Raw genomic sequence first — 22,364 nt, 5'->3', positions numbered from 1 at the left:
ACCGTTTCCTCGCAGGTGGGTTCATCTGGTACGACGAACCTGCGGGGCGGAAATCGACAGGCAGCGGCCGGGACAGCGCACGACCGTGGGTCGTGCGCTCGACCACCGACTAGCGGCTGACCTCCGGGTTCATCGCCATGACGATGAACAGCAGCAGCAGGAACAGACCGCCGACGACCGTTACCAGGATGTGCAGCGCACTGAACCGGTCCATCTGCGCCATGTCCACCCGTTCGTCCTGGTGGTAGCGACGCAGCAGGCTGTTGACCGGCAGCAGCGGCACGAAGGCGAACAGGGCCAGCAACCACCCGGCGTTTGGCAGGCGGCTGGCAAGGTTGAGCAGGAAGTAGGTCAGTGCCAGCAGGCCCGGCGCGAACGCGAGGTCGCGCCGACGATTGCTGGCGGCGTCGCGCAGTTGGCTGAAACACAGGTACGCCCAGAGTGGCGAGAACAGTGCGCGCGCCCAGGGCCATTGGGTTCCCCCGGTCTCGCGCTTGATCGCCTGCCAGTTTCGCCAGAACCAGTACACCGGGTACAGCCCCAGCGTGGTCAGCGACAGCGTCACCATCTTCATGGACGAAGGAGAGTAATAGGCTGCCGCGTCGGAGATCGGCTGGGCGTACGCTCCGGCGTCAGGCACGGCGCGCGGCAAGGCAGGAGGCGTCGGAAACGTGGCCGGCGCGCGGTACGGATCATGCAATTCCATGTGCATTCTTCTCTACGGTAACAGTGCTACCGGCACGGTGCCGGCCCCTTGAAGCACCACGTACAGCAAGGGCGCGCCGGCATTGCACCGCGCGCGCCCCGTTTTCCGGACCCGCAGTATCAGCGGACTTCGGAAATCTCCACCCCGTCCAGGCCCTGCGACAGCGTACGCGCGTCGCCGCCCTGCGACAGCTTGATGCGCAGGCGCACTTCGTTCTGCGAATCGGCGTAACGCAGCGCGTCTTCGTAGCTGATCTCGCCGGCCTGGTAGAGCTCGAACAGGCTCTGGTCGAAGGTGCGCATGCCCAGCTGCACCGACTCCTTCATCACTTCCTTGAGCTTGTGGATCTCACCGTCGCGGATGTAATCCTGCACCAGCGGGGTGCCGAGCATGATTTCCATCGCGACCTTGCGCGACTTGCCGTCGGGCGACGGAATCAACTGCTGCGCGACCACGCCCTTCAGGTTCAGCGACAGGTCCATCAGCAGCTGGTTGCGGCGGTCTTCCGGGAAGAAGTTGATGATGCGGTCCATCGCCTGGTTGGCGTTGTTGGCATGCAGGGTGCACAGCACCAGGTGGCCGGTTTCGGCAAACGCGATGGCGTGGTCCATGCCTTCGCGGGTACGCACTTCGCCGATCATGATCACGTCCGGCGCCTGGCGCAGGGTGTTCTTCAGCGCCGCTTCCCAGCTGTCGGTGTCGATGCCGACCTCGCGCTGGGTGATGATGCAGCCTTCATGCTTGTGCACGAACTCGATCGGGTCTTCGATGGTGATGATGTGCCCGGTGGAGTTCAGGTTGCGGTAGCCGATCATCGCTGCAAGCGAGGTCGATTTACCGGTACCGGTAGCGCCCACGAACAGGATGATGCCGCGCTTGGTCATCGCCAGCGTCTTGATGATCGGCGGCAGGCTCAGCTCTTCCACGGTGGGAATGCGCGTTTCGATCCGGCGCAGCACCATGCCGACCTGGTTGCGCTGGTAGAAGCAGCTCACGCGGAAGCGGCCGACACCGGACAGGCCGATGGCGAAGTTGCACTCGTGGGTCTTTTCGAACTCTTCGCGCTGCGCCGGCGTCATCACGTTCAGCACCAGGTCGCGGCTCTGCTGCGGCGTCAGCGGGGTCTGGGTGATCGGCGAGATCTTGCCGTTGACCTTGATCGCCGGCGGCATGCCGGCGGTGATGAACAGGTCCGACGCCTTCTGGTGCGCCATCAGCTTGAGGAACGAGGTGAAGTCGATGGTGGTGCTGGTGGTGTTCATTGCGGTGTGCTCCGAAGATTGCCTGGAGCCGGCCGGCGGCCGGCACTACCCGCTGGGCAGAGCCCAGCGCTACCCGCCGGGCAGGGCCCGGCGCTACCATCATTCGAAGATGCGCTTGTCCTTGGCGTATTCCTTGGCCTGGTTGCGCGTGATCAGGCTGCGCTTGACCAGGTCCTGCAGGTGCTGGTCCAGGGTCATCATGCCCATCTGCTGGCCCGTCTGGATCGCCGAGTACATCTGCGCCACCTTGTCCTCGCGGATCAGGTTGCGGATGGCCGGGGTGCCGACCATGATTTCCCACGCGGCGGTACGGCCACCGCCAACCTTCTTCAGCAGCGCCTGCGAAATCACCGCGCGCAGCGACTCGGACAGCATCGAACGCACCATCGGCTTTTCGCCGGCGGGGAACACGTCGATGATGCGGTCGATGGTCTTGGCCGCCGAACTGGTATGCAGGGTGCCGAACACCAGGTGGCCGGTTTCGGCCGCGGTCAGCGCCAGGCGGATGGTTTCCAGGTCGCGGAGTTCGCCCACCAGGATGATGTCCGGGTCTTCACGCAGTGCCGAACGCAGCGCTTCGTTGAAGCCGTGCGTGTCGCGGTGCACTTCGCGCTGGTTGATCAGGCACTTCTGCGAGGTGTGCACGAATTCGATCGGATCCTCGACGGTGAGGATGTGGCCGTATTCGTTCTTGTTGATGTGGTCGATCATCGCCGCCAGCGTGGTCGACTTGCCCGAACCGGTCGGGCCGGTGACCAGGATCAGGCCCTGCGGCTGGTCGATCAGCTCACGGAAGATCGGCGGCACCGCCAGGTCTTCCAGGGTCAGCACCTCGGACGGAATCGTACGGAACACCGCACCGGCGCCACGGTTCTGGTTGAACGCGTTGACGCGGAAGCGCGCCAGGCTGGGAATCTCGAACGAGAAGTCGACTTCGAGGAATTCCTCGTAATCGCGGCGCTGCTTGTCCGACATGATGTCGTAAACGAGCGCATGGACCTGCTTGTGGTCCAGGGCCGGAATATTGATGCGACGGACATCGCCGTCGACGCGGATCATCGGCGGCAGGCCTGCCGACAGATGAAGGTCCGACGCCTTGTTCTTAACGGAAAACGCCAACAGTTCGGCGATATCCATACGCTGCTACTCCCCATAGACTGCTGCGACTGGAAGGATCTTTCCCCGGTCGGCAGTATAGCCTCCCTGATCCGCCGGGAAACTGTCCCTTGAGTACCTGCCCGTGACCGCCCTGCCCCTGCCCACCCTGTTGCTGAACCTGCACAACGCGGCCACGGCCGCCGGGCGGCCACCCCCGCGCCTGCTGGCGGTGTCCAAGACCCAGCCGACCGAGGCGGTGGCTGCACTGGCGGCACAGGGCCAGCGCGCCTTTGGCGAGAATTACGTGCAGGAAGCGGTAGCCAAGATCGAGGCGCTGGCGCCGTTGGGACTGGAGTGGCACCTGATCGGGCACCTGCAGTCGAACAAGGCCGAGCTGGCCGCGCAACGCTTCGACTGGGTGCAGAGCGTGGACCGGCCCAAGCTGGTGGCGGCCCTGGCCGCGCATCGGCCGGACACGTTGGCGCCGTTGAACGTGCTGGTGCAGGTCAATATCGACGACGAAGACAGCAAGCACGGCTGCACGCCGGACGCAGTGCCGGCACTCGCCGCCGCCATCGCGGCCGAACCGCGGCTGTGCCTGCGCGGGCTGATGGCCATTCCCGCGCCCTGGCCGGACGCCGCGCGCCGCCAGCAGGCGTTCGAGCGTATGCACGGGCTGTTTGCAGGGCTGGCCGCGCGCTATCCGCAGGTGGATACCCTTTCCATGGGCATGAGCAGCGACTACCCCGAGGCCATAGCCCATGGCGCGACCATGGTCCGGGTCGGCACCGCCCTGTTCGGCGCCCGCCCCTCCCCCAACAAGGACCCTTCATGACGACTGCTCCCATCACCTTCATCGGCGGCGGCAACATGGCCCGCAGCCTGATTGCCGGGCTGGTCCGCCAGGGCGCGGCGCCCGGCCAGATCCATGTGGCCGAACCGGTCGCCGCCCTGCGCGAGCAGCTCAGCGCCGAATTCGGGGTCGCCACCTACGGCGATGCTGCCGACGCTGCCGCACAGGGCGCGGTGTGGGTGCTGGCGGTGAAGCCCCAGGTCCTGCGCGAGGTCTGCACCACGCTGGCCGAGCCTGCTGCGCGCCTGCAGCCGCTGGTGGTCTCCATCGCCGCCGGCATCACCAGTGCGCAGCTGGCGCGCTGGCTGGGCGGCCATGGCGCGGTGGTGCGCGCGATGCCCAACACCCCGGCGCTGCTCGGCGCGGGGGTCACCGGCCTGTTCGCCACCGACGGCGTCAGCGAGGAGCAGCGCGCGCTGGCGGACACCGTACTGGCCAGTGCCGGGCGCACGGTGTGGATCGACGACGAAGCGCGCATGGACGCGGTGACGGCGGTGTCCGGCAGCGGCCCGGCCTATGTGTTCCTGCTGGCCGAGGCGATGGAAGCAGCCGGGATCGCGCAGGGGCTGGCACCGGAGGCCGCACGCACGCTGGTGGTGCAGACGTTGCTGGGCGCCAGCCGCATGCTGGAAGAGTCAGGCGAAGCCCCGGCCGAGCTGCGGCGCCGGGTGACCTCGCCGAACGGCACCACGCAGGCGGCGATCGAAAGTTTCCAGGCCGACGGTTTCAAAGCGATGGTCGGGCGGGCGATCGATGCCGCTACCGAGCGGGGGAAGACGTTGTCTGCGGCGAACGATTGAGCGGGTCGGACGTACCAGCACCGCGTGGGACACGCATGGCGTGTCGCTACGCAGCGGGCGTTCCGCGTAGAGACACGCCATGCGTGTCCCAAGCGGTGCTGGCCGCAGCCACTACCCCCAACGTTGCGGCCCATCCCCCTGCTCGCCCAGCGCATCGCCGGGATTGGCCAACCGGCACCGCTTCAACGACAGGCACCCGCACCCGATGCAATCGGTGAGCTGGTCGCGCAGCAGCAGCAATTCCTCGATCCGCTGGTCCAGCTCGGCGCGCCACAGCGCCGACATCTTCCCCCACTCGGCACGCGTCGGCGTCTTGTTTTCCGGCAGCGCGGCAAAGGCATGGGCCACCGCCTCCAGCGGCATGCCCACCCGCTGCGCCACGCGGATCACCGCCAACCGGCGCAGCACGTCACGACTGAAACGCCGCTGGTTGCCGGCAGTACGCAGGCTGCGGATCAATCCCTTGCGTTCATAGAAGTGCAGCGCCGATACCGCCACGCCACTGCGCCGTGCCACCTCGCCTACACTCAGCTCCTGCGCGATCACTGCTTGACCTCAACCTTGGTTCAGGTGTCATCGTGCGGCACCTCGTGGCGCGCTGCAAGCGCCACGCACCTTCGTTGCCTGGATTGCACATGTCTTCCGATGTCGCTTCACTGCCCGCCACCGACGCACCCCCGTCGATCCTCTCGCCGCGCTACCGCGCCACCACCGTCGGCATGGTGGCGCTGGTCTCCCTGCATGCGTTCGAAGCGCTCGCAGTCGCCGCCGCCATGCCCACCGTCGCCCACGACCTGGACGGGCTGCGCCTGTATGCACTCGCCTTCGGCGGCACCCTGGCCACCAGCGTGATCGGCATGACCCTGGCCGGACGCTGGAGCGACCGGCTGGGCCCGGCGCGCCCGCTGTGGCTGGGCCTGGCCTGTTTCATAGCTGGCCTGCTGGTCGCCGGTTTCGCACAGCACATGCCGGTGCTGGTACTGGGCCGCCTGCTTCAAGGGCTGGGCGCGGGCGCGATTTCGGTGGCGCTGTACGTGCTGGTGGGCCGCACCTTCCCCGAGTCGCTGCGCCCGCGCGTGTTCGCCGCGTTCTCGGCCGGCTGGGTGGTGCCGTCGTTGATCGGTCCGGCGATCAGCGGGTTGATCGTGCAGCACCTGGGCTGGCGCTGGGTGTTCCTGGGCGTGCCGCTGCTGGCCATTCCGGCCGCACTGCTGCTGCGGCCGGCGCTGCGCGCGGTGCCACCACTGGCCGTTGGCGTCGGATCCAACCGCAGCGTGGTGCGCTGGGCGATCGGTGCCTCACTGGGCGCGCTGCTGCTGTACGTGGGCGGTCAGCAGGTCGGCTGGCCGGCGCTGGCATTGCTGCTGCCGGCCATCGCGCTGCTGGCGTTGTGCAGCTGGAAACTGCTGCCGCAGGGCACGCTGCGGCTGCGGCGCGGCCTGCCCAGCGTGATCGCCCTGCGCGGGATCGCGGCGTCGGCGTTCTTCGGTTGCGAAGCGTTCCTGCCGCTGCTCCTGCAGCGCGAACGCGGCCTGAGCCCGCTGCTGGCCGGGGTGGCCTTGAGCCTGGGCGCACTGGGCTGGTTCAGCGGTTCCTGGTTCCAGGGCCACCAGGGCCAGGGCATGTCGCGGCGAACCCTGCTGGGTGCCGGTGCGCTGCTGATGTGCGCCGGCATCATCGGCACCGCGCTGGCGATCCAGCCCGGCGTTCCGCTGTGGTTGGCGCTGGCCGGGTGGACGCTGACCGGGCTGGGCATGGGCCTGATCTATCCGAGCCTGTCGGTGCTGACGCTGTCGCTGTCACCGCCTGCGCAGCAGGGCGCCAACACCTCGGCATTGCAGCTGAGCGAAGCGCTGGCCGTGGCCACCACGCTGGCCGTGTCCGGATCGCTGTTCGCGTGGATGCTGTCGGTGGACGTAACCCTGGGTTACCTGCAGACGTTCGCGATCATGCTGTTGCTGGCTGCCGCCAGCGTTGTGGTCGCAAGGCGCGTATGACACCCCGGTAGAGCCACGCCCTGCGTGGCTGCGGAGCCGGCGCCGCGTGCAGCGGGGCAGAGCCCCGCTCTACGGGGTTTTTCCATCCATCGCCTCAAGATCCTCGCGCAGGATCCGCCGGATCTCCAACACCGCCTGCGGGGTCTCCTGCACGCTGTGACCGGAGATGATCACCTTCTCCGACACCGCACCCGGCAGGTGCGCGCTCCAGTACGGCACCAGCCCATCGTCGGACCGTTCCAGCGGCACGCTGGCTTTACGCTGGGCGATGATCGAGTGGTACTTCAGGCCCGGCATGATCGGCAGCGCCGAGGACGCCTTCACGAAAGGGTCGCTGGCCTTGAGGTTGTCGATGCTGTTGGGGATCTGCAGTTTGGTCGCCTGCGCCGACTGCACTTCGGCCTGCTGCAGGGTCTGGAAAACGTCCTCGAACTTGCCCAGCAGCGTGATCGGCAGGCGCACCAGGCGGCCGATGAAACGTCCCACCCGATTGCCGGCAATATCGGTGCCCTTGTGCGGGGCGGCGATGAAGATGGCCCGCTCCACGTTCGGTTCGGCGTCGAAATGCAGCAGCGGGCCCAGCTTGGCCTGCACCCGCTTGAGCCGCTCACCCTTGAGGTCGTAGTTGGCCAGCAGCTGGTCCCACAGCGTCTCACCGGAACTGGTGACCAGCAGGCGCGCCAGCACGCCGCCCATGCTGTGGCCGATGAACACCATGTCCTTCGATGCCGGCGCGTTGCCGCTGGGATCGAAGTGGCGCAGCGTGTTGTTGAACGCCTGGTCGATCTCATAACGGTTCAGCGCGATCGGCGCATTGGTCGGGTAGTACACCTGCCAGACCTGGAAATGGCGGCGCAGCTCCGGGTCGCCCAGGATCTCGTTGGCCACGTTGACCCACGCTTCCGGGCTGCTGCCCAGGCCATGCAGCATGAAGATGATGCGGCGGTTCGGGTCCCACGGCTGCATCAGGTACATGTGCGGTTCGGCGATGCCCTCGCTGAGCCCGAACAACGTACGCAGCGACTGCGTGGCGAAGCCGGACTGGGCCAGCCACATGCCGTACGCGGCAGTGAAGTTGCCGGCCAGCGGCACCTTCTCGCCATGCAGCTCCACGCTTTCGGTGGACTCGGGCGAGTACACGTCGAATAGCACCTGGGTGGTGTCCAGCACCTGTTGCAGGGTGTCGCCCTTGAAGCGCAGCAGCGCAGTGGCGTTGATCGAGGACATTTCGCTGTACTGCGGGATCTGCACCTTCTCGCCGTCTACCGGTGCGATCAGCTTGGGCGGGTCCATCACCACTACCAGCTCGGCACCGAAGCCGTCGCGCCGGTAGGTGCTGCGCAGCCCTGCAAAGCTCACCGACGAGGCCGATACCATGGTGGTGGGAATGCTGGTCAGGCGGAGCTGGTCGAAGTCCGAGGTCAGCGTCCAGCGCTCACCGGCCACGGCAGCGTTGTAGTCTTCGCCTTCCAGCGCGCTTTCGCGGCTGCGCTTGAACACCAGCGTGGCAGTCTGCTCGGCGGCATAGTTGTAGTAGTCGCGCACCTGGGTCTGGCGATCCTCGAAGGCGCGGTCGGACGGCGTGCGCCCGCTGAAGAACAGGTAGGCGTAGGCATAGCGCGCGGCTTCCAGCCAGGCATCCAGCGCCGCCTCGGACATCGGGGTCTTGTCCCGGTCCTTCGGCTTGGGGGTCAGCTCGAGCGCGTTCTTCACCCACAGCTCGGACAGCGCCGACAACCGCTGTTCCTCGGGTAGGTCGCGGGTGTCCTTCAGGGTCTTCTCGCAGGCCACCACGTCCTTCTCGCACAGCGACACGTCCAGCCCGATCACGCTCAGTGTTTCCTGCGAGGCCATGCTGAAGCGGCCGGAGGTGAGCACGTCGCCGCGCTTGTTGGCCAGGTAGTCGGTCGGCGAGACCTGCTTCATGGTCACCATCGCGCAGCCGCTGGACAGCAGCAGCGAAAGAACGAGGGCCAGCAAGGGAGCGCTGCGGCGCAGCCAGCGGCTCATCGCTGCGGCTCCGCGTCGATGCCGGGCACGCCCTGGCGAATCAGCGCGGAGAAGCGCGGGTCGTCACCGGCAGCGCGCGCACGGTCGGTGATGCGACCGCGTGCCTTCAAGGTGGCGAAGTCCACGTCGGGCGTCAGTACCCCCAGGTCGCGCGCGTATTCGGCGAAGTAGCCCGACACCAGCAGCCGGTAGTCCAGCGGCAGTCCCGGCGCGATCTGTTTCGCCAGCTCGTACACGATGGTGGTGCAGTTGCTGGTCAACGTGTTGTAGAACGCCGGTGCGGCATCCAGCCTGCGCGCCTCGCCCAGGTAGGAGACGAACAGGCCCTTGAGCTGTTCCAGGGTCATGCCCTTGAGGCGATACAGGTATACGTCCTCACCGCGCACGTTGCTGCGCACCCGCACGATATCGGTTTCCTCGGCCGCGACCAGGGTCATCTCGAATTTGCGGAAGAACCCGCCCAGCGCGGAGAACGATTCGCCACGCTCCTTGCGGATCTCCAGCGAAAACACCAGCTGGCGGCCGTCGGCGAACCCGAATGACACCAGCGTATGCGCGATCAGCGGCCCCATCCAGTACGACATCACCAGATCGGCAGAACGCAGCTGGTCCAGGTCGTATTCGCGGCGCTCCCAGCGCACGTCATGGTCGTCTTCGCTGCGCCAGGTGAAGTTGCGCACGTTGTCCAGCACAACGCGGGTACCGTCGAAATCGACGACCTTGAGGCGTTGCGCGACATCGTCTGCCCAGACCCGGTCCTGGCTCGGGCTGAGCAGCAGCCACCAGACTCCGCACAGGACGAGCATGGCGAGAAATATCGGCCCCGGCCAACGACCGGCCCGGGCCCGGCCCACTGCAACCGCCGTGGCCAGCGCGAACCCACCCCATGCCAGCAACGCCACGCCCTTGATCCAGCCCGGTCCAGGCAACTGGTAGGCCAACAGTCCCGCCACCCACAGCGCTGCCGCCAGCATCAGCATGGCCAGCACCCATCGTCCTGCACTCTTCACACATCGGTCCGTCGGTTGGTCGGGGCGCTAGTTAGCCACAACCCGATGTGTGCAACCTGTTTGCCTGTTCAGCTACGGCGCGGCGCCCCGACCTTCTGCCAGGGCGCCATGCCCTTGCGCGCCCGCGGCAACGCCCGGCGCAGGGGCAGGCGGCGTGGCATGGGGATGCCGACCCCGGGGGCGGCGGTATCGTCGCGGCGCAGGTCTTCGGCGCGTTCCCCGACCAGCAGGGCCGCCATTTCTTCCAGGCCATTGCGCATCGCCCGGGCGGCGGTCTGCAGGGTATTCATGGGCGTCTCCATCAGCGGCGTGGGGACGGTCCACGTTAGGCGGGTGGCCGACTACGGACCGTGCAGGGGATGTTTCAGGCAGATGAAGCCGCGCGGGGCACTTTTGAAGCTGAGAGTCATTTGCGTTCGCATCCTCACCTCCCGATAATCCGGGCCCTCACTCCCGGAAATCCCGCCCATGCCTGCCCTGTCGCGCCGCTCGCCCCTGTTGCTGCTGGTTCCCACCCTGCTGGCGTCGGCCGTGGCCCAGGCCCAGGACGCCAGCACCGCGCGTACCCTGGATGCGGTCAGCGTGGTCGCCGACCGCGCCAGCACCGCGACCAAGACCGACACCCCGCTGACCCAGACCCCGCAGGCGATCAGTGTGATCACCAGCGAGCTGTTCACCGACCGGGGGGCGCGGAACCTTCAGGAGACCCTGCGCTACAGCGCCGGCGTGACCGCGGACGCCTATGGCCTGGACACCCGCAGCGACGGCAGCACGGTGCGCGGGCTGGACCCGGTGCAGTACCTGGACGGCCTGCGCCGCAGCTACGGCTTCAGCCCGCTGGCGCGTACCGAGGTGTACGGCCTGGAGCGCGTGGAAGTGCTGCGTGGCCCGTCCTCGGTGCTGTACGGCGCCGGCGCGACCGGCGGCATCATCAACGCCATGACCAAGCGCCCCACCTACACCGACATGGGCGGCGAAGTGGGCGTGCAGCTCGGCAATTTCGACCGCAAGCAGTTCCAGGGCGACATCGGCGGCACGCTCAATGAGGCCGGCACCGTGGCCGCCCGCGTGGTCGGCCTGGTCCGCGACAGCGGCATGCAGACCGACGAGATCGACGACGACCGCATCTATATCGCGCCCTCGATCAGCTGGCGCGGCGAGCGCACCAACCTCACCGTGCTGACCAGCTACCAGCACGACAAGACCGCCTCGAGCCAGCAGTTCCTGCCGGTGGTGGCCACGCTGCACGCGCCGGCCGGCACGCCGCGCCTGGACCCGTCCACCTTCCTGGGCGACAAGGACTTCGACACGCTCGATTCGCGCGTGTACAGCGTGACCGCGCTGTTCGACCATCGCTTCAACGACAGCGTGAGCCTGCGCTCCTCGGTGCGCTACCTGGATGGCAAGACCGAGTTCCGCGAGCTGTACCCGGACGCCTACAGCAATCCACTGGACCCGTTCATCGACGCCGACAAGCGCGTGGTCAACCGCAACGCCTACGGCGTGCGTCCGGACGTGCGCTCGCTGACCAGCGACACCGCGGTGCAGTTCGACTTCGCCACCGGTGCCTTCCAGCACATGCTGCTGGCCGGCGTGGACTACAGCGACTACCGCGAGGACGCGCTGCAGCTGGATGCGACCCCGACCCCCATCGACATCTACACCCCGGTCTCCACCGGCGTGACCATCAACGGCTGGAACCGCCTGCCCGACCAGCAGACCACGCAGCTGGGCGTGTACCTGCAGGACCAGATCCGCTGGGCCGACCGTGTTTCGCTGGTACTGGGCGCGCGCCGCGACCATGCGCGCAGCAAGACCGAAGGCCTGCCGAGCCAGACCGACAACGCCACCACCTGGCGCGCGGGCCTGATCGGCGAGATCGGCGCCGGGGTGTCGCCGTACATCAGTTACAGCGAGTCGTTCCTGCCGGTCACCGGGCAGGATATCTACGGCAACGCGTTCAAGCCGATGCAGGGCGACCAGTGGGAAGGTGGCGTGAAGTGGCAGCCGGCCGCGAACATGCTGGTCACCGTCGCGGCGTACCGCATCACCGAGACCAACCGCCAGACCAATGACCCGGAGAATCCGCTGAACGTGGTCCAGACCGGCGAGATCGAGTCCAAGGGCGTCGAACTGGAGGGCCAGTTCACATTCGCGCACGACATCACGCTGACCGGTGCCTATTCGCGCAACCGCGCCAAGGTGACCAGGAGCAACTTCGAGATGGAAGTGAACCAGCGCCTCAACGACACGCCGCAGGAGCTGGCCTCGCTGTGGGTGGCCAAGGGCTTCCAGATCGACGACGTGTCGCGCCTGCGCCTGGGCATCGGTGGTCGTTACGTGGGCAATACCCAGTCGCTGGGCTTCGGTGGTTTCATCCGCACTCCGAGCTACACGCTGGTCGATGCGCTGGCTGAAATCCAGGTGACCGACTGGACCATGGCGTTGAACATCACCAACCTGTCGGACAAGAAGTACTTCGCGCCGTGCCGCAACTTCGGCGACTGCTTCACCGGTAATCCGCGTACCGTGACCGGAACGATCAGCTATCGGTTCTGACGGCATGCCGGCCAGCGGCCGGCACTACATCATCACCGTACATCGACGCATTACCGTAGTGCCGGCCGCTGGCCGGCAACCGCAAACCTACACCTCTCCAGCCGCCGCCAGAGAACTCAATGCAACGCTCCACCATCAAAGCCTGGTTCCTGGTCCACAAGTGGACCAGCCTGATCTGCACGTTGTTCCTGCTGCTGTTGTGCATCACCGGCCTGCCGCTGATCTTCGGCGAGGAGATCGACCACCTGCTCGAGCCGCATGCGGAACAGACGGCCAGCCCCGGACCGGCGCGCGATTACGACGAACAGGTCAAGACCGCGCTGGCCCAGTACCCGGGCAACGTACCGTTGTTCGTGGGTTGGGACCCGGAAGCGAACACGATGTACGTAAACACCGGTGAGCGCGCCGACACCCCGCCGCCGCAGATGAAGACCGCCCTGCTGGACAGCAGCAGCGGCGCCGTGGTGCCGGCCGCGCAGTTCAACGAAGGGGTGATGTATTTCATCCTGCGCCTGCACACCGACCTGTTCCTGGGCCTGCCCGGCATGCTGTTCATGGGGGCGATGGGGCTGCTGTTCGCGGTGGCGATCATTTCCGGACTGGTGCTGTACGGACCCTTCATGCGTCGCCAGCGCTTCGGCACCCTGCGCACCGGCCGCAGCCGCCGCCTCGCCTGGCTGGACCTGCACAACGTGATCGGCGTGGTCACCCTCGGCTGGGCCCTGGTGGTAGGCATCACCGGCGCCATCAACACCATTGCCAAACCGCTGGAAAGCGCCTGGCAGAGCGAACAGCTGGGTGAGTTCGCGGCCCGCTACGCCGGCCAGCCGCGGCCGACCACGCTCGCCTCCCTTCAGGCCGCGGTGGATACCGCGCGCGCCGCCGAGCCGGAGATGCGCCCGGCCTTCGTCAGCTTCCCCGGCACCGGCTACAGCGGCGACCACCACTATGGCGTGTTCATGCAGGGCAACACCCCGCTCACCGGGCGCCTGTACCGTCCGGTGCTGATCGACGCGGTCAGCGGCGAGCTCACCGCGCAACCGCAGCTGCCCACCTATATGAGCGTGCTGCTGCTCAGCCAGCCGCTGCACTTCGGCGACTACGGGAAGCTGCCGCTGAAGATCCTTTGGGCGCTGCTGGACCTGCTCACCATCGCGGTGCTGGTCAGCGGTCTGTACCTGTGGTTCAAGCGCGGCAGCACCGAGGCGCGGGTGGCCGAGATCGAGCGCGCCGAGAAGATCGGAGGTACCGCATGAGCCGCCCTTCCACACCGAACGGCAGCCCGTTCACCGCCCCGGCCTGGATCGCCGCAGCGAGCGTGCTGGGGCTGGTCAGTGCGCTGATCGGCGACGGGATCTTCGATGTGGTGTCATGGGCGGTGTTCGCCGCCCTGATCGGGCTGGTGGTGCGGGCCTGGGTGAAGCGGACCCGCTGACGCTGCGTCGTCAGCTGCGATCCAGGAACAGCCTCACCGCCGGCAGCGATTCGTCCGAGCGCACACAGAGGTGAAGCTCGAATCCGGCCTCGTCTCCCTGTAGATGCCGGTACGCGACCTCTTCGCTGCGGAAGCCGACCATGCTGGCCGGCACCACCGATATGCCCGCTTCCACCGCTACCAACGACAGTACCGCGTGCATGCCGTGCGCTTCCTGCACCACGCGCGGGGTGAACCCGGCGGCCGCGCACAACCGCACCACCTGTGAGTGGAAGCCCCTGCCCTCGCGCGCGGGCCACAGCACGAAAGGTTCATCGGCCAGTTCGGCGATGGTCACGGCATCTCCCTGCGCCAACGGGTGCGCGCGTGGCAGCGCAATCGCCAGGCGGTCCGTGTCGAAGCGCTGCAGCTGCATATCCTCGGCGTCGAATACCGGTGGAATGACCACGCCCACGTCCAGGCGCTTTTCGCGCAGCATCTGGATCTGGCGGGCAGAGGTCGCTTCAATCAGTTCCAGGCGTACGTCCGCATGGGCCTGGCGGAAGTTGCGGATCACTTCCGGCAGGCGACCGTACAACGCACTTCCCACATAGCCCAGGCGGATGCTTCCGGTGCGACCGGCAGCGGCGTCCTGGGTCGCCAGCAGCGCACGGTCGGCCTGCTGCAGCAGCAACCGCGCTTCTTCCAGCAACACCGCCCCTGCCGCGGTAAGTCCCAGCGTACGGTTGCCGCGCAGGATCAGTTCGCTGCCGATCTCCTCCTCCAGCCGGCGGATCGCCGCCGTCAGCGGTGGCTGCGACATGTGCAGCCGCGCGGCGGCGCGATGAAAATGCAGTTCCTCGGCAACGGCGACGAACTGGCGGAGCAGACGGAGATCGACCATGGGCTCAGTATGACGCGTGGAGGCTCAGCTGCGCGGTTCCACCGCCGGTCGGGCGATGCGCGACCATTGCGTGGCGATGTCCTCGATGCTTTCCGCCGTCGTGGCACGCAGGTCGCGTGGATAGGCCACGTCCTCTGCTTCCACACTGCGGGTGGCATGGAACTGCCCGTTGCTGGCGCGCAGGATCCAGCCCCCTTCGCGGCATGCCGTGGATGCCAGGAACGCCACGCCCGGCGCTACCGCGTCCGGGTGCAGCTCGTCGGGCTCTCCTTCAACACCCCACATGCGGGTCTTGGCGACCGGCGAGATCGCGTTGACCACGATGTTGTGTGGCGCGCCCTCGGCGGCCAGTACGTTGACGATGCCTACCGCCGCCATCTTCGCCGCAGCATAGGCGGCCAGCCCCTTCTGCACGTACTGGGGATACAGCGCGCGATCGGACGTGGTCAGCACGATGCGGCCATAGTGGCATGCCTTCATCTCCACCCAGGCTGCTTCGGCCAGCCACAGCGGCGCCTTGGCTGCGATGGTCATCATGTAATCGAAGTGGTCTTCCTGCAGCGCATCGATCTGCTGGTACTCCACCCAACCGGCGTTGTGGATGATGAAGTCGATCCGGCCCTGCCGCGACAGGATGCCGGCGATCAGCGCCCGGCAGCCTTCGCGCTCGTCGATGACCGCGTGCGCGGCATGAACGTCCAGCCCGGTGCCACGCAGCAGCGCCACGGTGGCGTCGATCCGATGCGGGTCATGCCCCTGACCATCCAGCCCGGCGCCCACGTCATGCATGACCACCCGTGCCCCGCGCTGCGCCAGCAGGCGGCTGTACGCCAGCCCCAGCCCACTGGCCGCGCCGGTCACCAGTCCCACCTGCCCCTCGAATGAAACACCGTCTTGCCTTTGCATCCCGACAGGATCAGGGTGGTCCACCTTGCACGGCCAATACGAGTTTCAGGCGACCGCGATACGCGCCGGGTATCGCACTGCCGGACTCAACGCGTGGCAGGCGATGGCGTCCCTGCTGGCCTGGCAGGTGACCTGGTGATTCGCAGACCCACTTGAACAACAGCCAGCGGAACCATCCAGCTCGCCCAGAGCAGTCCCGAGATGAGGGCGCCATCAGGCTGCAAGCCCGAGGCGATGGCCAGCGGCAGCAACAGCCGGAACAGGACCGGTGCGAGCGTGACAGCATAGTTCCGCACCATCCATGCACGGTGCTGCAGCACGCGGCCGGCGTGGATGGCCCGCAGTGCGAGAAGGCCAGTGACCAACCAGGCCAATGCAGTGGCCGCGAAACCAATCCGGATCGAGAGTGGGGCCGGTGTAGTGGCGATCAGGCCAACAGCGGCCGCACTGGCGGCGAGCATCCCAACGAAGTAAACCTGTCCCAGGCGGCGATGCAGCACGCGCCGTCCGCGCCACCAGCGTGAAACGAGTTGAAACGCACCCAACACAAGGGTGACCGCGCCGCCGCCAAGGTGCAGCCACAGCCAGCCATGCCGATCCACAAAACGCGCGTAGGCCGGGCCATCCAGTGCGTGGTACTTGCCATGCACGGCCAGCAGGAATTCAGCGGCAAACAACAGGAGCACCGACCAGAGCAAGACCGTGGCCGTGGTCCGGAGCGCGCTGCCCATCTTCGATCGGATTGCATCCACTGCAGACACTCCTGTCCGTGGGTGGGGTTACGGCGCAGCAGGAGGTTTGGGCTTGGAATACCACAGGGCGTTTACGATGATCCACCGTTCGCCGAAGCGGCCCATATGGAAATAGTCAACGAACCAGGGCGTCTCCAAGCGGACCGAAGCGGCGTTGTCGGTGACGTCCAGCACGCGGCAGCTGCGATCCCACTGGTCCTTGGGCGTTTTCAGGGCGCCCTGCCGGGTCAGCCCCACCAGCTCTTCCCTGCTCATGCGGCGCAGGCCAAGCCGTTCGTCCGGCGTCTCCCCCAGCACCATGCGCTTTGCAAGGTCAGGGTGCAGCGATCGGGCAACCCGCGCCGGGTCGCCTTCCAGTTGACCATCCACATAGTCGAAACAGGTCGCTTCAATTGCGGCGATGGTCTCGGCATCGGGCATCGAAGGCCCCGTAGTTGCGGCGGCGGCGGTGGCAATCAGCAGGGCAAGTGCGGGCATGACCACTCCAATCAGCTGTCTGATGGAGGGCTTATAGCATGGCACGCGGGACCGAAGCCCCGCGTGCCTGGGGTGCATCAGCCCTTGATGAAGGCCAGCAGGTCCGGATTGATCACGTCCGCATGCGTGGTCAGCATGCCGTGCGGGTAGCCCTTGTAGACCTTGAGCGTGCCGTTCTTGAGCAGCTTCACCGAGAGCTCGGCCGAGTCGGCGATCGGCACCACCTGGTCGTCGTCGCCATGCAGGACCAGGGTGGGCACGGTGATCGCCTTGAGGTCGTCGGTCTGGTCGGTTTCCGAGAACGCCTTGATGCCTTCGTAGTGGGCCTTGGCGCTGCCCATCATGCCCTGGCGCCACCAGTTCTGGATCACGCCCGGGTAAATGGTGGCACCGGGGCGGTTGAAGCCGTAGAACGGGCCGGTCGGGAAGTCCACGAACAGCTGCGCGCGATTGGCGGCCACGCCGGCACGGATGCCGTCGAAGACTTCCATCGGCAGGCCGCCCGGGTTGGACGCGGTCTTCAGCATCAGCGGCGGTACGGCGCTGACCAGCACGGCCTTGGCGACGCGGCCCTGCGGCTGGCCGAACTTCGCGACATAGCGCGCGACTTCACCGCCGCCGGTGGAATGGCCGATGTGCACGGCGTTGCGCAGGTCCAGGTGCTCGGCCACGGCCGAGGCATCTGCGGCGTAATGGTCCATGTCGTGGCCGTCGCTGACCTGTTCCGAACGGCCGTGGCCGCGACGGTCATGCGCGATCACGCGGTAGCCGTGCTGGACGAAGAACAGCATCTGCGCGTCCCAGTCATCGGAGGACAGCGGCCAGCCGTGGTGGAAGACGATGGGCTGCGCGTCGCGCGGGCCCCAGTCCTTGAAGAAGATGCGGACGCCGTCTTTGGTGGTGACGAAGTTTTCGGACATGTGCGTGGTTTCCGGTGTGGGGGACGAGGTGCGTGCTGCTGCAAACGCCGGGAGCGCCATCACGGCGAGCGCCGAGGCGCCCACCTGGAGCACCTGGCGGCGGGTGAGCGTCAGCGTGTCCTGCTGGCGTGGGGGCATGGTGCGTCCTTCTCAGGGATGGCAGCGCACATGGAACCAGACCTGCCGACCGCCAGGCTTGTACGACGTTGCGCTTTATCCCCGCGCCGCGGGCCGGAGGCGTTTCAACGCGGTGCGCACGCGGTCGCGCAACCCGGCAAAGCCCGGTCGGTACGGCGATTCCCAGGCGAATGCCGCAGGAATCTGCAGGTCGATGCCGGTACCGCACCCCGGCCGACCGGAGCGAATCGCCACGGTGCCCCCGGCGCGTGCGGCACGCTCCTGCATGCCCGCCAGGCCCCAATGCCCTTCGGCAGTGCCCGCCTCCTGGCTGAACCCGATGCCGTCGTCATCCACGCGCAGCCGGAAGGCGTGCCGCCCATACCCCAGCGACACCTGCACGGTGCCCGCCTTCGCATGCCGGAACGCATTGAGCATCGCCTCGCGGCCGATCATGTACGCCTCCTCGCTGGCGCAGCGCTGCATCGGCCGTGGCGTGCCTTCCACCACCAGGCGCACCACCGGGGTATCCAGTCCATGCGACTCGTCCAGTACCGCCATCAGCGCAGCGCCCAGGTCGCGTGCGTGGTCCACGTCGCCACGCAGGCCGCGCACGCGCTCGCGTCCGTCGGCACCGACCCGCTCGGCCATGGTCATCGCCGCTTCCAGTTCCTGCCGGACCGGATCGGTCGGCGCCAGCTTGCGGCTGGACGCATGCAGCCGCAGGATCAGGCCCTGCGTGCTCTGCAGCAGGGTGTCGTGCAGTTCACGTGCGATGCGCTCGCGTTCGCGGTGCCGCTCATCCAGGCGCGTGCGGATGCGCGCTGCGAGCTGGCGCAACCTGGCCAGGTACAGCAGCCACAGCAGAGCGGCTGCAGCCACCACGCAGAGCACCCGGAACCAGCCGGTTTCCCAGTAGTGCGGCGCTACCGTCACCACCAGCTCGGCGCCCTGCTCGTTCCACACGCCGTCGTTGTTGCTGGCCCGGACACGGAACACGTAGCGTCCGGATCCCGGCGCGTTGTACAGCGCCGAACGCGCTGCGCCTTCCATCCATTGCGAATCGAGCCCGTCCAGCTGGTAGCGGAAGCGCACGCGCTCGGGAATGGACAGGCTCAACGCCGTGTAGCGGATGCGCAGGTTACGCGGGCCGGCCGGCAGCTGCACCTGGCCGTCGCGGATGGGAACCGCCGCACCGTCCACGGTGACTGAAAGCACTTCGACCGGCGGCGCCACCGGATTCCGCACGATCTGCCGTGGGTCTATGGAAACCAGGCCGCTGGTGGTGGCAAACCACAAGCGTCCGTCGTCGGTACGGGCCGCGGTCGGCAGGGGTCGGAACTGGGCGGCAATGCCCGGCAGCGCGTCGAGCGCGTTGAAGCGTTCGTAACGCGGGCTGCCGTGCCCGCCAAACAGGCCGGGGACGTCGCCGGCACGCACCCGCACCACGCCGCGCGCACCGTTGAACCACACATCGCCCTCCGCGTCGGCCACGATGCCACTGATCCCACGCAGGTCCTCGCGCACATCCACCAACACGTTCCGCAGTCGGCCCCCGCTCACCCGCGCAAGGCCGCGCTCCCCGCCGATCCACATGCCGTGCGCGTCTTCGAACAGCGCAGTGACATTGCCCACGTCCAGCGGCTCCCCGGTCCAGGGCGTGACTGCCTTGCCGTGCTCCAGGACCACTGCGATGTTGCGCGCGAAACCCAACCACAGGCGCCCGCCGGCGTCGACCTGCATCGCCAGCGGCGAACCGTTCGACGGCAGGTCGGCAATGTCCTGCAGATGCGTCCAGCGGCCTTGGTACAACCGGTGCAGCCCCGGCGTGTTCAACGACAGCCAGACCGCACCGTCGGGCGTGGTCGCAATCGCCTGCACCCCCGAGCGCAGCGCCACCGGCAGGCCGGACACTTCTTCGAAGTGTCCGCCATGCAGGCGCCACAGACCCTCAGGGCCGCCCAGCCAGGTGCCGCCTTCAGCGTCGCGGTGCATCGCGGTGATCGCCGAGCGCAACGGCAGGGACTGCCGCGAATCCATCTGCACCTTTTGCAGGGCGTGGTTGCGCGTCCCCACCAGCAGCGCATCGCCGTCGGCTGCGATGGCGAAATCCTGCGCGCCTTCCGGCATCGGAACCTGCACCAGGTTGGCATGGCGGAAGCGGTCCAGGCCACGGCTGCTGCCCACCCAAAGGTTGCCTTCACGGTCTTCAAGCAGTGGCTGCAGGTAGTCGGAGCTGAGTCCGTCCCTACGGCGGAAGGATTCAAATCCCTCGGCTGCACGGGCCGGTGAACGACGTACCAGCCCGGTGCCGAGCGTGGTGGCCCAGAGCACACCGTCGCGGTCGAACAGCAGGCCGGCCGATGCAGCCGGTGCGTCCGGTTGGGCGTTGGGCGATGCAGTGCCCGGCGCCGCCAACGCGCGCACGCCACCGTCAGCTTCGGCGACCCAGATCGCGCCGTCCGGCGCCTGCGCGATCTGACTGACCCGCCCGACCACGGCAGGCACGCGCTCGAACGTGGCAGCGCCACGGCGCAGCACCACCATGCCGTTTTCGGTGGCGACCCACAGCGTGCCGTCGCGGTCGGTGAACAGGGTGCGTCCCTGGCGCCCTGGATAGGCCATCGCTGCGGGTGGGCGCTGCCAGCGGCGTGCGTGCAGCATGACCGGACCGGTGAACGTAGCCGCCCACAAGCGACCGCTGCCGTCTTCGGCGAAGCGGTACACGGTGCTGGTCGGCAACCCTTCGGCCTGCCCGTAATGACGCACGTGGCCACCCTCGATCAGGCTGACGCCGCCATAGCGGAAGCCCACCCACAGTCCGCCGCCGGGGGGCGCATACAGGGTGGAGACACTGGTGGCGGGAAACGCCTCGGTGCCGGTGGGCGCGAAACGCGTGAAGCGCACGCCGTCGAACCGGTACAGACCGATCTCGGTACCCAGCCAGAGATACCCGTCTGCCGTCTGCGCCAGTGCAGTGACCTGGCCCGGCGCGCCCTGGTTGACGGTCCATGCGGTGTGGTGGAACTGCCCCACCGCGCGCGCCGGGTCCAGCGCGCCCGAACTACCGGCAATGAGCAGTAGAAAGGCACAGAGAAGGCTTCGAAGTATGTACGTCATCATCGCCCCCCTGCCCGCGCGCGCGGCGCTGCGCCAACGCATGCACCATCATACAAAAACGCCTACTGGCAGGGGCGGTCGGCGCGGGCGTCCTGCAGGTATGCCGATGGCGTGCATCCCAGGCTGCGCCGGAACCAGCGGACGAAATGGCTCTGGTCGTAGAAGCCCAGCTCGCTGGCAATCTGCCCGATGCGCTGGCCGTCGGCGTGCAGCAACTGCCGGGCACGCTCGATCCGGCGCATGCGCAGGTATTCCATGGGGCTCAGCCCGGTCTGCTCGCGGAACATGCGCGCGAAGTGGAAGCGGCTCATGCAGGCGGCTTCGGCAATCGCGCTGAGCTGCAATGGCTCGCAGAGATTGGCTTCGATGTAGTCCACGCCGCGCTCGACCGCGCGTGCCGCAGGGTTGGTGTGCACGGGGGGAACCCTCGCCGAAGTTGCCTTGTATGCTGCCGCTGCACCGCGTGCGGCCACAGCCCCGATCGGCGGGGTGCCTGCCTACTCTTTCGGGTGATCGCCCCGTTCTGGCCGGCTGCGGCGACGGCGCTGCGACGGGGGCAACTCCACCACCCGCCGACCAAACAGGATTGCATCTACCGAGTAAGCGCCGGGGCCCAGCAGCAACAGGCTCGCCAGCAGTCCGCCGGCCGGCCAGCCCTGCAGCCCGGGATCGAGGCAGGCGACGAACACCGCCGCCAGGATCCCCAGCGGAAGCAGGCTGCCCAGCACGATCAGCAGCGCCGCCATCCAGGCCCAGCCGAGCACATCGCCGTGCGGCAGCGAGACGCGCAGGCCCCAAGGCCAGACCAGCATCGACGACACCATCAGGCGCAGCAGGAGCAGGCCCACCCCGGGCATGCGGTCAGGGAACGTCGCGTAGAGCAGCTGCACCGGTCGCCTCCAGCGTTCGATCAGGCCGCCGTCATTGGGGACCTGTTCCGGCTGACGCGCATGACCCGAAAGAGGTATCCGTGCAGATGGATCACACCTGCATTTGCTATCGTGCCCCGGTCTGTTCCCCTTCCAGGAATCCCATGCCCCGCACGCCATCCGCCTCCCCGTCCCCGCACGCCTTGCTGCGGGCCGCCACCAAGGAGGCGTATGAGCGCGTCACCGTGCTGCTCAGCACCAGCTACGCGGATTTCAGCCCCGAGCAGCAGCGCAGGATCCAGGCACTGGTAGGCCGCGAGGGCGCGCCCCCGGCACCCAGGGCCGCAAGGACGCCCAAAGCGCCAAAGCAGGAGCGGGCGCCGCGTTACTGGCTGCCGCACAGCCAGGAGACGTGGTCGGGCCGCGGCCGCGTTCCGCAGTCGTTCCTGGCCTGGGAAGGCACCGTGGCCCACACCGAATGGAAGAAGCACCACCCCGACGAGCGCTTCCCGGCATTCCCGGGCTGATGCAGCCGATGGCGCCAGCGCGCACCTGATCGTCCGATACGGAGCGGTTACCGAATGTCCCCA

22 protein-coding genes are annotated in these 22,364 nt (G+C 67.5%); 7 read left to right on the top strand and 15 right to left on the bottom strand.

The annotated features are described in order from the left end of the window. Positions 1 to 109 precede the first annotated feature (109 nt). From PDM28_RS05005 to PDM28_RS04995, 3 genes are all read right to left on the bottom strand, one after another. Entirely contained in the window at positions 110 to 706 is a 597-nt protein-coding gene (locus PDM28_RS05005; RefSeq protein WP_311184009.1) for a hypothetical protein, read from the bottom strand. Positions 707 to 825: 119 nt separating this feature from the next. Then, the gene (locus tag PDM28_RS05000) at positions 826 to 1,968 is read right to left on the bottom strand and encodes a PilT/PilU family type 4a pilus ATPase (RefSeq protein WP_070206700.1); all 1,143 of its coding nucleotides are present in this window, start codon (positions 1,966 to 1,968) and stop codon (positions 826 to 828) included. Between the two features lie 99 nt (positions 1,969 to 2,067). Next, the gene (locus tag PDM28_RS04995; RefSeq protein WP_070208322.1) at positions 2,068 to 3,105 is read right to left on the bottom strand and encodes a type IV pilus twitching motility protein PilT; all 1,038 of its coding nucleotides are present in this window, start codon (positions 3,103 to 3,105) and stop codon (positions 2,068 to 2,070) included. A 103-nt stretch (positions 3,106 to 3,208) separates the two neighbouring features. Here PDM28_RS04995 and PDM28_RS04990 point away from each other — a divergent pair, with 103 nt between their 5' ends. Both PDM28_RS04990 and proC read left to right on the top strand, forming a co-directional pair. Next, on the top strand, positions 3,209 to 3,901 hold the full coding sequence (locus tag PDM28_RS04990; protein ID WP_425507634.1) for a YggS family pyridoxal phosphate-dependent enzyme: 693 nt from the start codon (positions 3,209 to 3,211) through the stop codon (positions 3,899 to 3,901). Beyond that, positions 3,898 to 4,719 (top strand): pyrroline-5-carboxylate reductase, encoded by an 822-nt coding sequence (proC, locus tag PDM28_RS04985; protein ID WP_311184008.1) that lies wholly within the window; start codon positions 3,898 to 3,900, stop codon positions 4,717 to 4,719. Before PDM28_RS04990 ends, proC begins: the two co-directional genes overlap by 4 nt. 111 nt (positions 4,720 to 4,830) lie before the next feature. Here proC and soxR read toward each other — a convergent pair whose 3' ends face one another. Beyond that, complete coding sequence (soxR, locus tag PDM28_RS04980) at positions 4,831 to 5,265, bottom strand: redox-sensitive transcriptional activator SoxR (RefSeq protein WP_172448035.1); 435 nt, start codon at positions 5,263 to 5,265, stop codon at positions 4,831 to 4,833. An 89-nt stretch (positions 5,266 to 5,354) separates the two neighbouring features. Here soxR and PDM28_RS04975 point away from each other — a divergent pair, with 89 nt between their 5' ends. Next, entirely contained in the window at positions 5,355 to 6,716 is a 1,362-nt protein-coding gene (locus PDM28_RS04975; protein WP_311184007.1) for an MFS transporter, read from the top strand. A 69-nt stretch (positions 6,717 to 6,785) separates the two neighbouring features. On the opposite strand, the gene PDM28_RS04970 is transcribed toward PDM28_RS04975, so the two are convergent. The 3 genes from PDM28_RS04970 to PDM28_RS04960 form a co-directional block, all read right to left on the bottom strand. Beyond that, positions 6,786 to 8,726 carry an esterase/lipase family protein gene (locus PDM28_RS04970; RefSeq protein ID WP_311184006.1) on the bottom strand — a complete coding sequence of 647 codons (1,941 nt, stop codon included), beginning with the start codon at positions 8,724 to 8,726 and terminating at the stop codon, positions 6,786 to 6,788. Further along, on the bottom strand, positions 8,723 to 9,700 hold the full coding sequence (locus tag PDM28_RS04965) for an Lnb N-terminal periplasmic domain-containing protein (protein ID WP_311184641.1): 978 nt from the start codon (positions 9,698 to 9,700) through the stop codon (positions 8,723 to 8,725). Before PDM28_RS04965 ends, PDM28_RS04970 begins: the two co-directional genes overlap by 4 nt. 104 nt (positions 9,701 to 9,804) lie before the next feature. Further along, positions 9,805 to 10,026: a hypothetical protein gene (locus tag PDM28_RS04960; RefSeq protein ID WP_311184005.1), complete on the bottom strand. Its 222-nt coding sequence runs from the start codon at positions 10,024 to 10,026 to the stop codon at positions 9,805 to 9,807. 178 nt (positions 10,027 to 10,204) lie between these two features. Here PDM28_RS04960 and PDM28_RS04955 point away from each other — a divergent pair, with 178 nt between their 5' ends. From PDM28_RS04955 to PDM28_RS04945, 3 genes are all read left to right on the top strand, one after another. Beyond that, complete coding sequence (locus PDM28_RS04955) at positions 10,205 to 12,295, top strand: TonB-dependent siderophore receptor (protein WP_311184004.1); 2,091 nt, start codon at positions 10,205 to 10,207, stop codon at positions 12,293 to 12,295. Between the two features lie 119 nt (positions 12,296 to 12,414). Continuing rightward, a complete protein-coding gene (locus PDM28_RS04950; RefSeq protein WP_311184002.1) occupies positions 12,415 to 13,551 on the top strand; it encodes a PepSY-associated TM helix domain-containing protein in 1,137 nt (378 codons plus the stop codon). After that, on the top strand, positions 13,548 to 13,730 hold the full coding sequence (locus tag PDM28_RS04945) for a hypothetical protein (protein ID WP_311184001.1): 183 nt from the start codon (positions 13,548 to 13,550) through the stop codon (positions 13,728 to 13,730). The genes PDM28_RS04950 and PDM28_RS04945 overlap by 4 nt, the downstream gene beginning before the upstream one ends. A gap of 10 nt (positions 13,731 to 13,740) precedes the next feature. Here the strand turns inward: PDM28_RS04945 and PDM28_RS04940 are convergent, their stop codons facing one another. From PDM28_RS04940 to PDM28_RS04905, 8 genes are all read right to left on the bottom strand, one after another. Then, positions 13,741 to 14,613 carry a LysR family transcriptional regulator gene (locus PDM28_RS04940; RefSeq protein WP_311184000.1) on the bottom strand — a complete coding sequence of 291 codons (873 nt, stop codon included), beginning with the start codon at positions 14,611 to 14,613 and terminating at the stop codon, positions 13,741 to 13,743. 24 nt (positions 14,614 to 14,637) lie between these two features. Beyond that, the gene (locus PDM28_RS04935; RefSeq protein WP_311183999.1) at positions 14,638 to 15,519 is read right to left on the bottom strand and encodes an SDR family NAD(P)-dependent oxidoreductase; all 882 of its coding nucleotides are present in this window, start codon (positions 15,517 to 15,519) and stop codon (positions 14,638 to 14,640) included. An 86-nt stretch (positions 15,520 to 15,605) separates the two neighbouring features. Then, complete coding sequence (locus tag PDM28_RS04930) at positions 15,606 to 16,271, bottom strand: DUF2306 domain-containing protein (protein WP_311183998.1); 666 nt, start codon at positions 16,269 to 16,271, stop codon at positions 15,606 to 15,608. Between the two features lie 27 nt (positions 16,272 to 16,298). Then, positions 16,299 to 16,748 carry a nuclear transport factor 2 family protein gene (locus tag PDM28_RS04925; protein ID WP_311183997.1) on the bottom strand — a complete coding sequence of 150 codons (450 nt, stop codon included), beginning with the start codon at positions 16,746 to 16,748 and terminating at the stop codon, positions 16,299 to 16,301. A 77-nt stretch (positions 16,749 to 16,825) separates the two neighbouring features. Continuing rightward, positions 16,826 to 17,668, bottom strand: coding sequence for an alpha/beta fold hydrolase (locus tag PDM28_RS04920; protein ID WP_253256613.1), 843 nt, complete (start codon positions 17,666 to 17,668; stop codon positions 16,826 to 16,828). A 213-nt stretch (positions 17,669 to 17,881) separates the two neighbouring features. Further along, a complete protein-coding gene (locus PDM28_RS04915) occupies positions 17,882 to 20,905 on the bottom strand; it encodes a sensor histidine kinase (protein ID WP_311183996.1) in 3,024 nt (1,007 codons plus the stop codon). Positions 20,906 to 20,967: 62 nt separating this feature from the next. Then, the gene (locus tag PDM28_RS04910) at positions 20,968 to 21,321 is read right to left on the bottom strand and encodes a helix-turn-helix transcriptional regulator (protein WP_102944173.1); all 354 of its coding nucleotides are present in this window, start codon (positions 21,319 to 21,321) and stop codon (positions 20,968 to 20,970) included. A gap of 81 nt (positions 21,322 to 21,402) precedes the next feature. Continuing rightward, positions 21,403 to 21,795 (bottom strand): hypothetical protein, encoded by a 393-nt coding sequence (locus PDM28_RS04905; RefSeq protein WP_216362366.1) that lies wholly within the window; start codon positions 21,793 to 21,795, stop codon positions 21,403 to 21,405. 143 nt (positions 21,796 to 21,938) lie between these two features. Here PDM28_RS04905 and PDM28_RS04900 point away from each other — a divergent pair, with 143 nt between their 5' ends. Then, entirely contained in the window at positions 21,939 to 22,301 is a 363-nt protein-coding gene (locus PDM28_RS04900; RefSeq protein WP_102944174.1) for an H-NS family nucleoid-associated regulatory protein, read from the top strand. Positions 22,302 to 22,364: the final 63 nt, after the last annotated feature.

The organism is Stenotrophomonas aracearum (assembly GCF_031834615.1).
GTDB classification, from domain to species: domain Bacteria; phylum Pseudomonadota; class Gammaproteobacteria; order Xanthomonadales; family Xanthomonadaceae; genus Stenotrophomonas; species Stenotrophomonas aracearum.
This window is presented reverse-complemented; position numbering and strand designations above follow the sequence as displayed.

Bases quoted from the DNA above. Each gene is read 5' to 3' on its own strand.
- PDM28_RS05005 (WP_311184009.1), bottom strand. From the start codon at position 706: ATGGAATTGCATGATCCGTACCGCGCGCCGGCCACGTTTCCGACGCCT.
- PDM28_RS05000 (WP_070206700.1), bottom strand. From the start codon at position 1,968: ATGAACACCACCAGCACCACCATCGACTTCACCTCGTTCCTCAAGCTG.
- PDM28_RS04995 (WP_070208322.1), bottom strand. From the start codon at position 3,105: ATGGATATCGCCGAACTGTTGGCGTTTTCCGTTAAGAACAAGGCGTCG.
- proC (WP_311184008.1), top strand. From the start codon at position 3,898: ATGACGACTGCTCCCATCACCTTCATCGGCGGCGGCAACATGGCCCGC.
- PDM28_RS04975 (WP_311184007.1), top strand. From the start codon at position 5,355: ATGTCTTCCGATGTCGCTTCACTGCCCGCCACCGACGCACCCCCGTCG.
- PDM28_RS04970 (WP_311184006.1), bottom strand. From the start codon at position 8,726: ATGAGCCGCTGGCTGCGCCGCAGCGCTCCCTTGCTGGCCCTCGTTCTT.
- PDM28_RS04965 (WP_311184641.1), bottom strand. From the start codon at position 9,700: ATGCTGGCGGCAGCGCTGTGGGTGGCGGGACTGTTGGCCTACCAGTTG.
- PDM28_RS04960 (WP_311184005.1), bottom strand. From the start codon at position 10,026: ATGAATACCCTGCAGACCGCCGCCCGGGCGATGCGCAATGGCCTGGAA.
- PDM28_RS04955 (WP_311184004.1), top strand. From the start codon at position 10,205: ATGCCTGCCCTGTCGCGCCGCTCGCCCCTGTTGCTGCTGGTTCCCACC.
- PDM28_RS04950 (WP_311184002.1), top strand. From the start codon at position 12,415: ATGCAACGCTCCACCATCAAAGCCTGGTTCCTGGTCCACAAGTGGACC.
- PDM28_RS04945 (WP_311184001.1), top strand. From the start codon at position 13,548: ATGAGCCGCCCTTCCACACCGAACGGCAGCCCGTTCACCGCCCCGGCC.
- PDM28_RS04940 (WP_311184000.1), bottom strand. From the start codon at position 14,613: ATGGTCGATCTCCGTCTGCTCCGCCAGTTCGTCGCCGTTGCCGAGGAA.
- PDM28_RS04935 (WP_311183999.1), bottom strand. From the start codon at position 15,519: ATGCAAAGGCAAGACGGTGTTTCATTCGAGGGGCAGGTGGGACTGGTG.
- PDM28_RS04925 (WP_311183997.1), bottom strand. From the start codon at position 16,748: ATGCCCGCACTTGCCCTGCTGATTGCCACCGCCGCCGCCGCAACTACG.
- PDM28_RS04920 (WP_253256613.1), bottom strand. From the start codon at position 17,668: ATGTCCGAAAACTTCGTCACCACCAAAGACGGCGTCCGCATCTTCTTC.
- PDM28_RS04915 (WP_311183996.1), bottom strand. From the start codon at position 20,905: ATGACGTACATACTTCGAAGCCTTCTCTGTGCCTTTCTACTGCTCATT.
- PDM28_RS04900 (WP_102944174.1), top strand. From the start codon at position 21,939: ATGCCCCGCACGCCATCCGCCTCCCCGTCCCCGCACGCCTTGCTGCGG.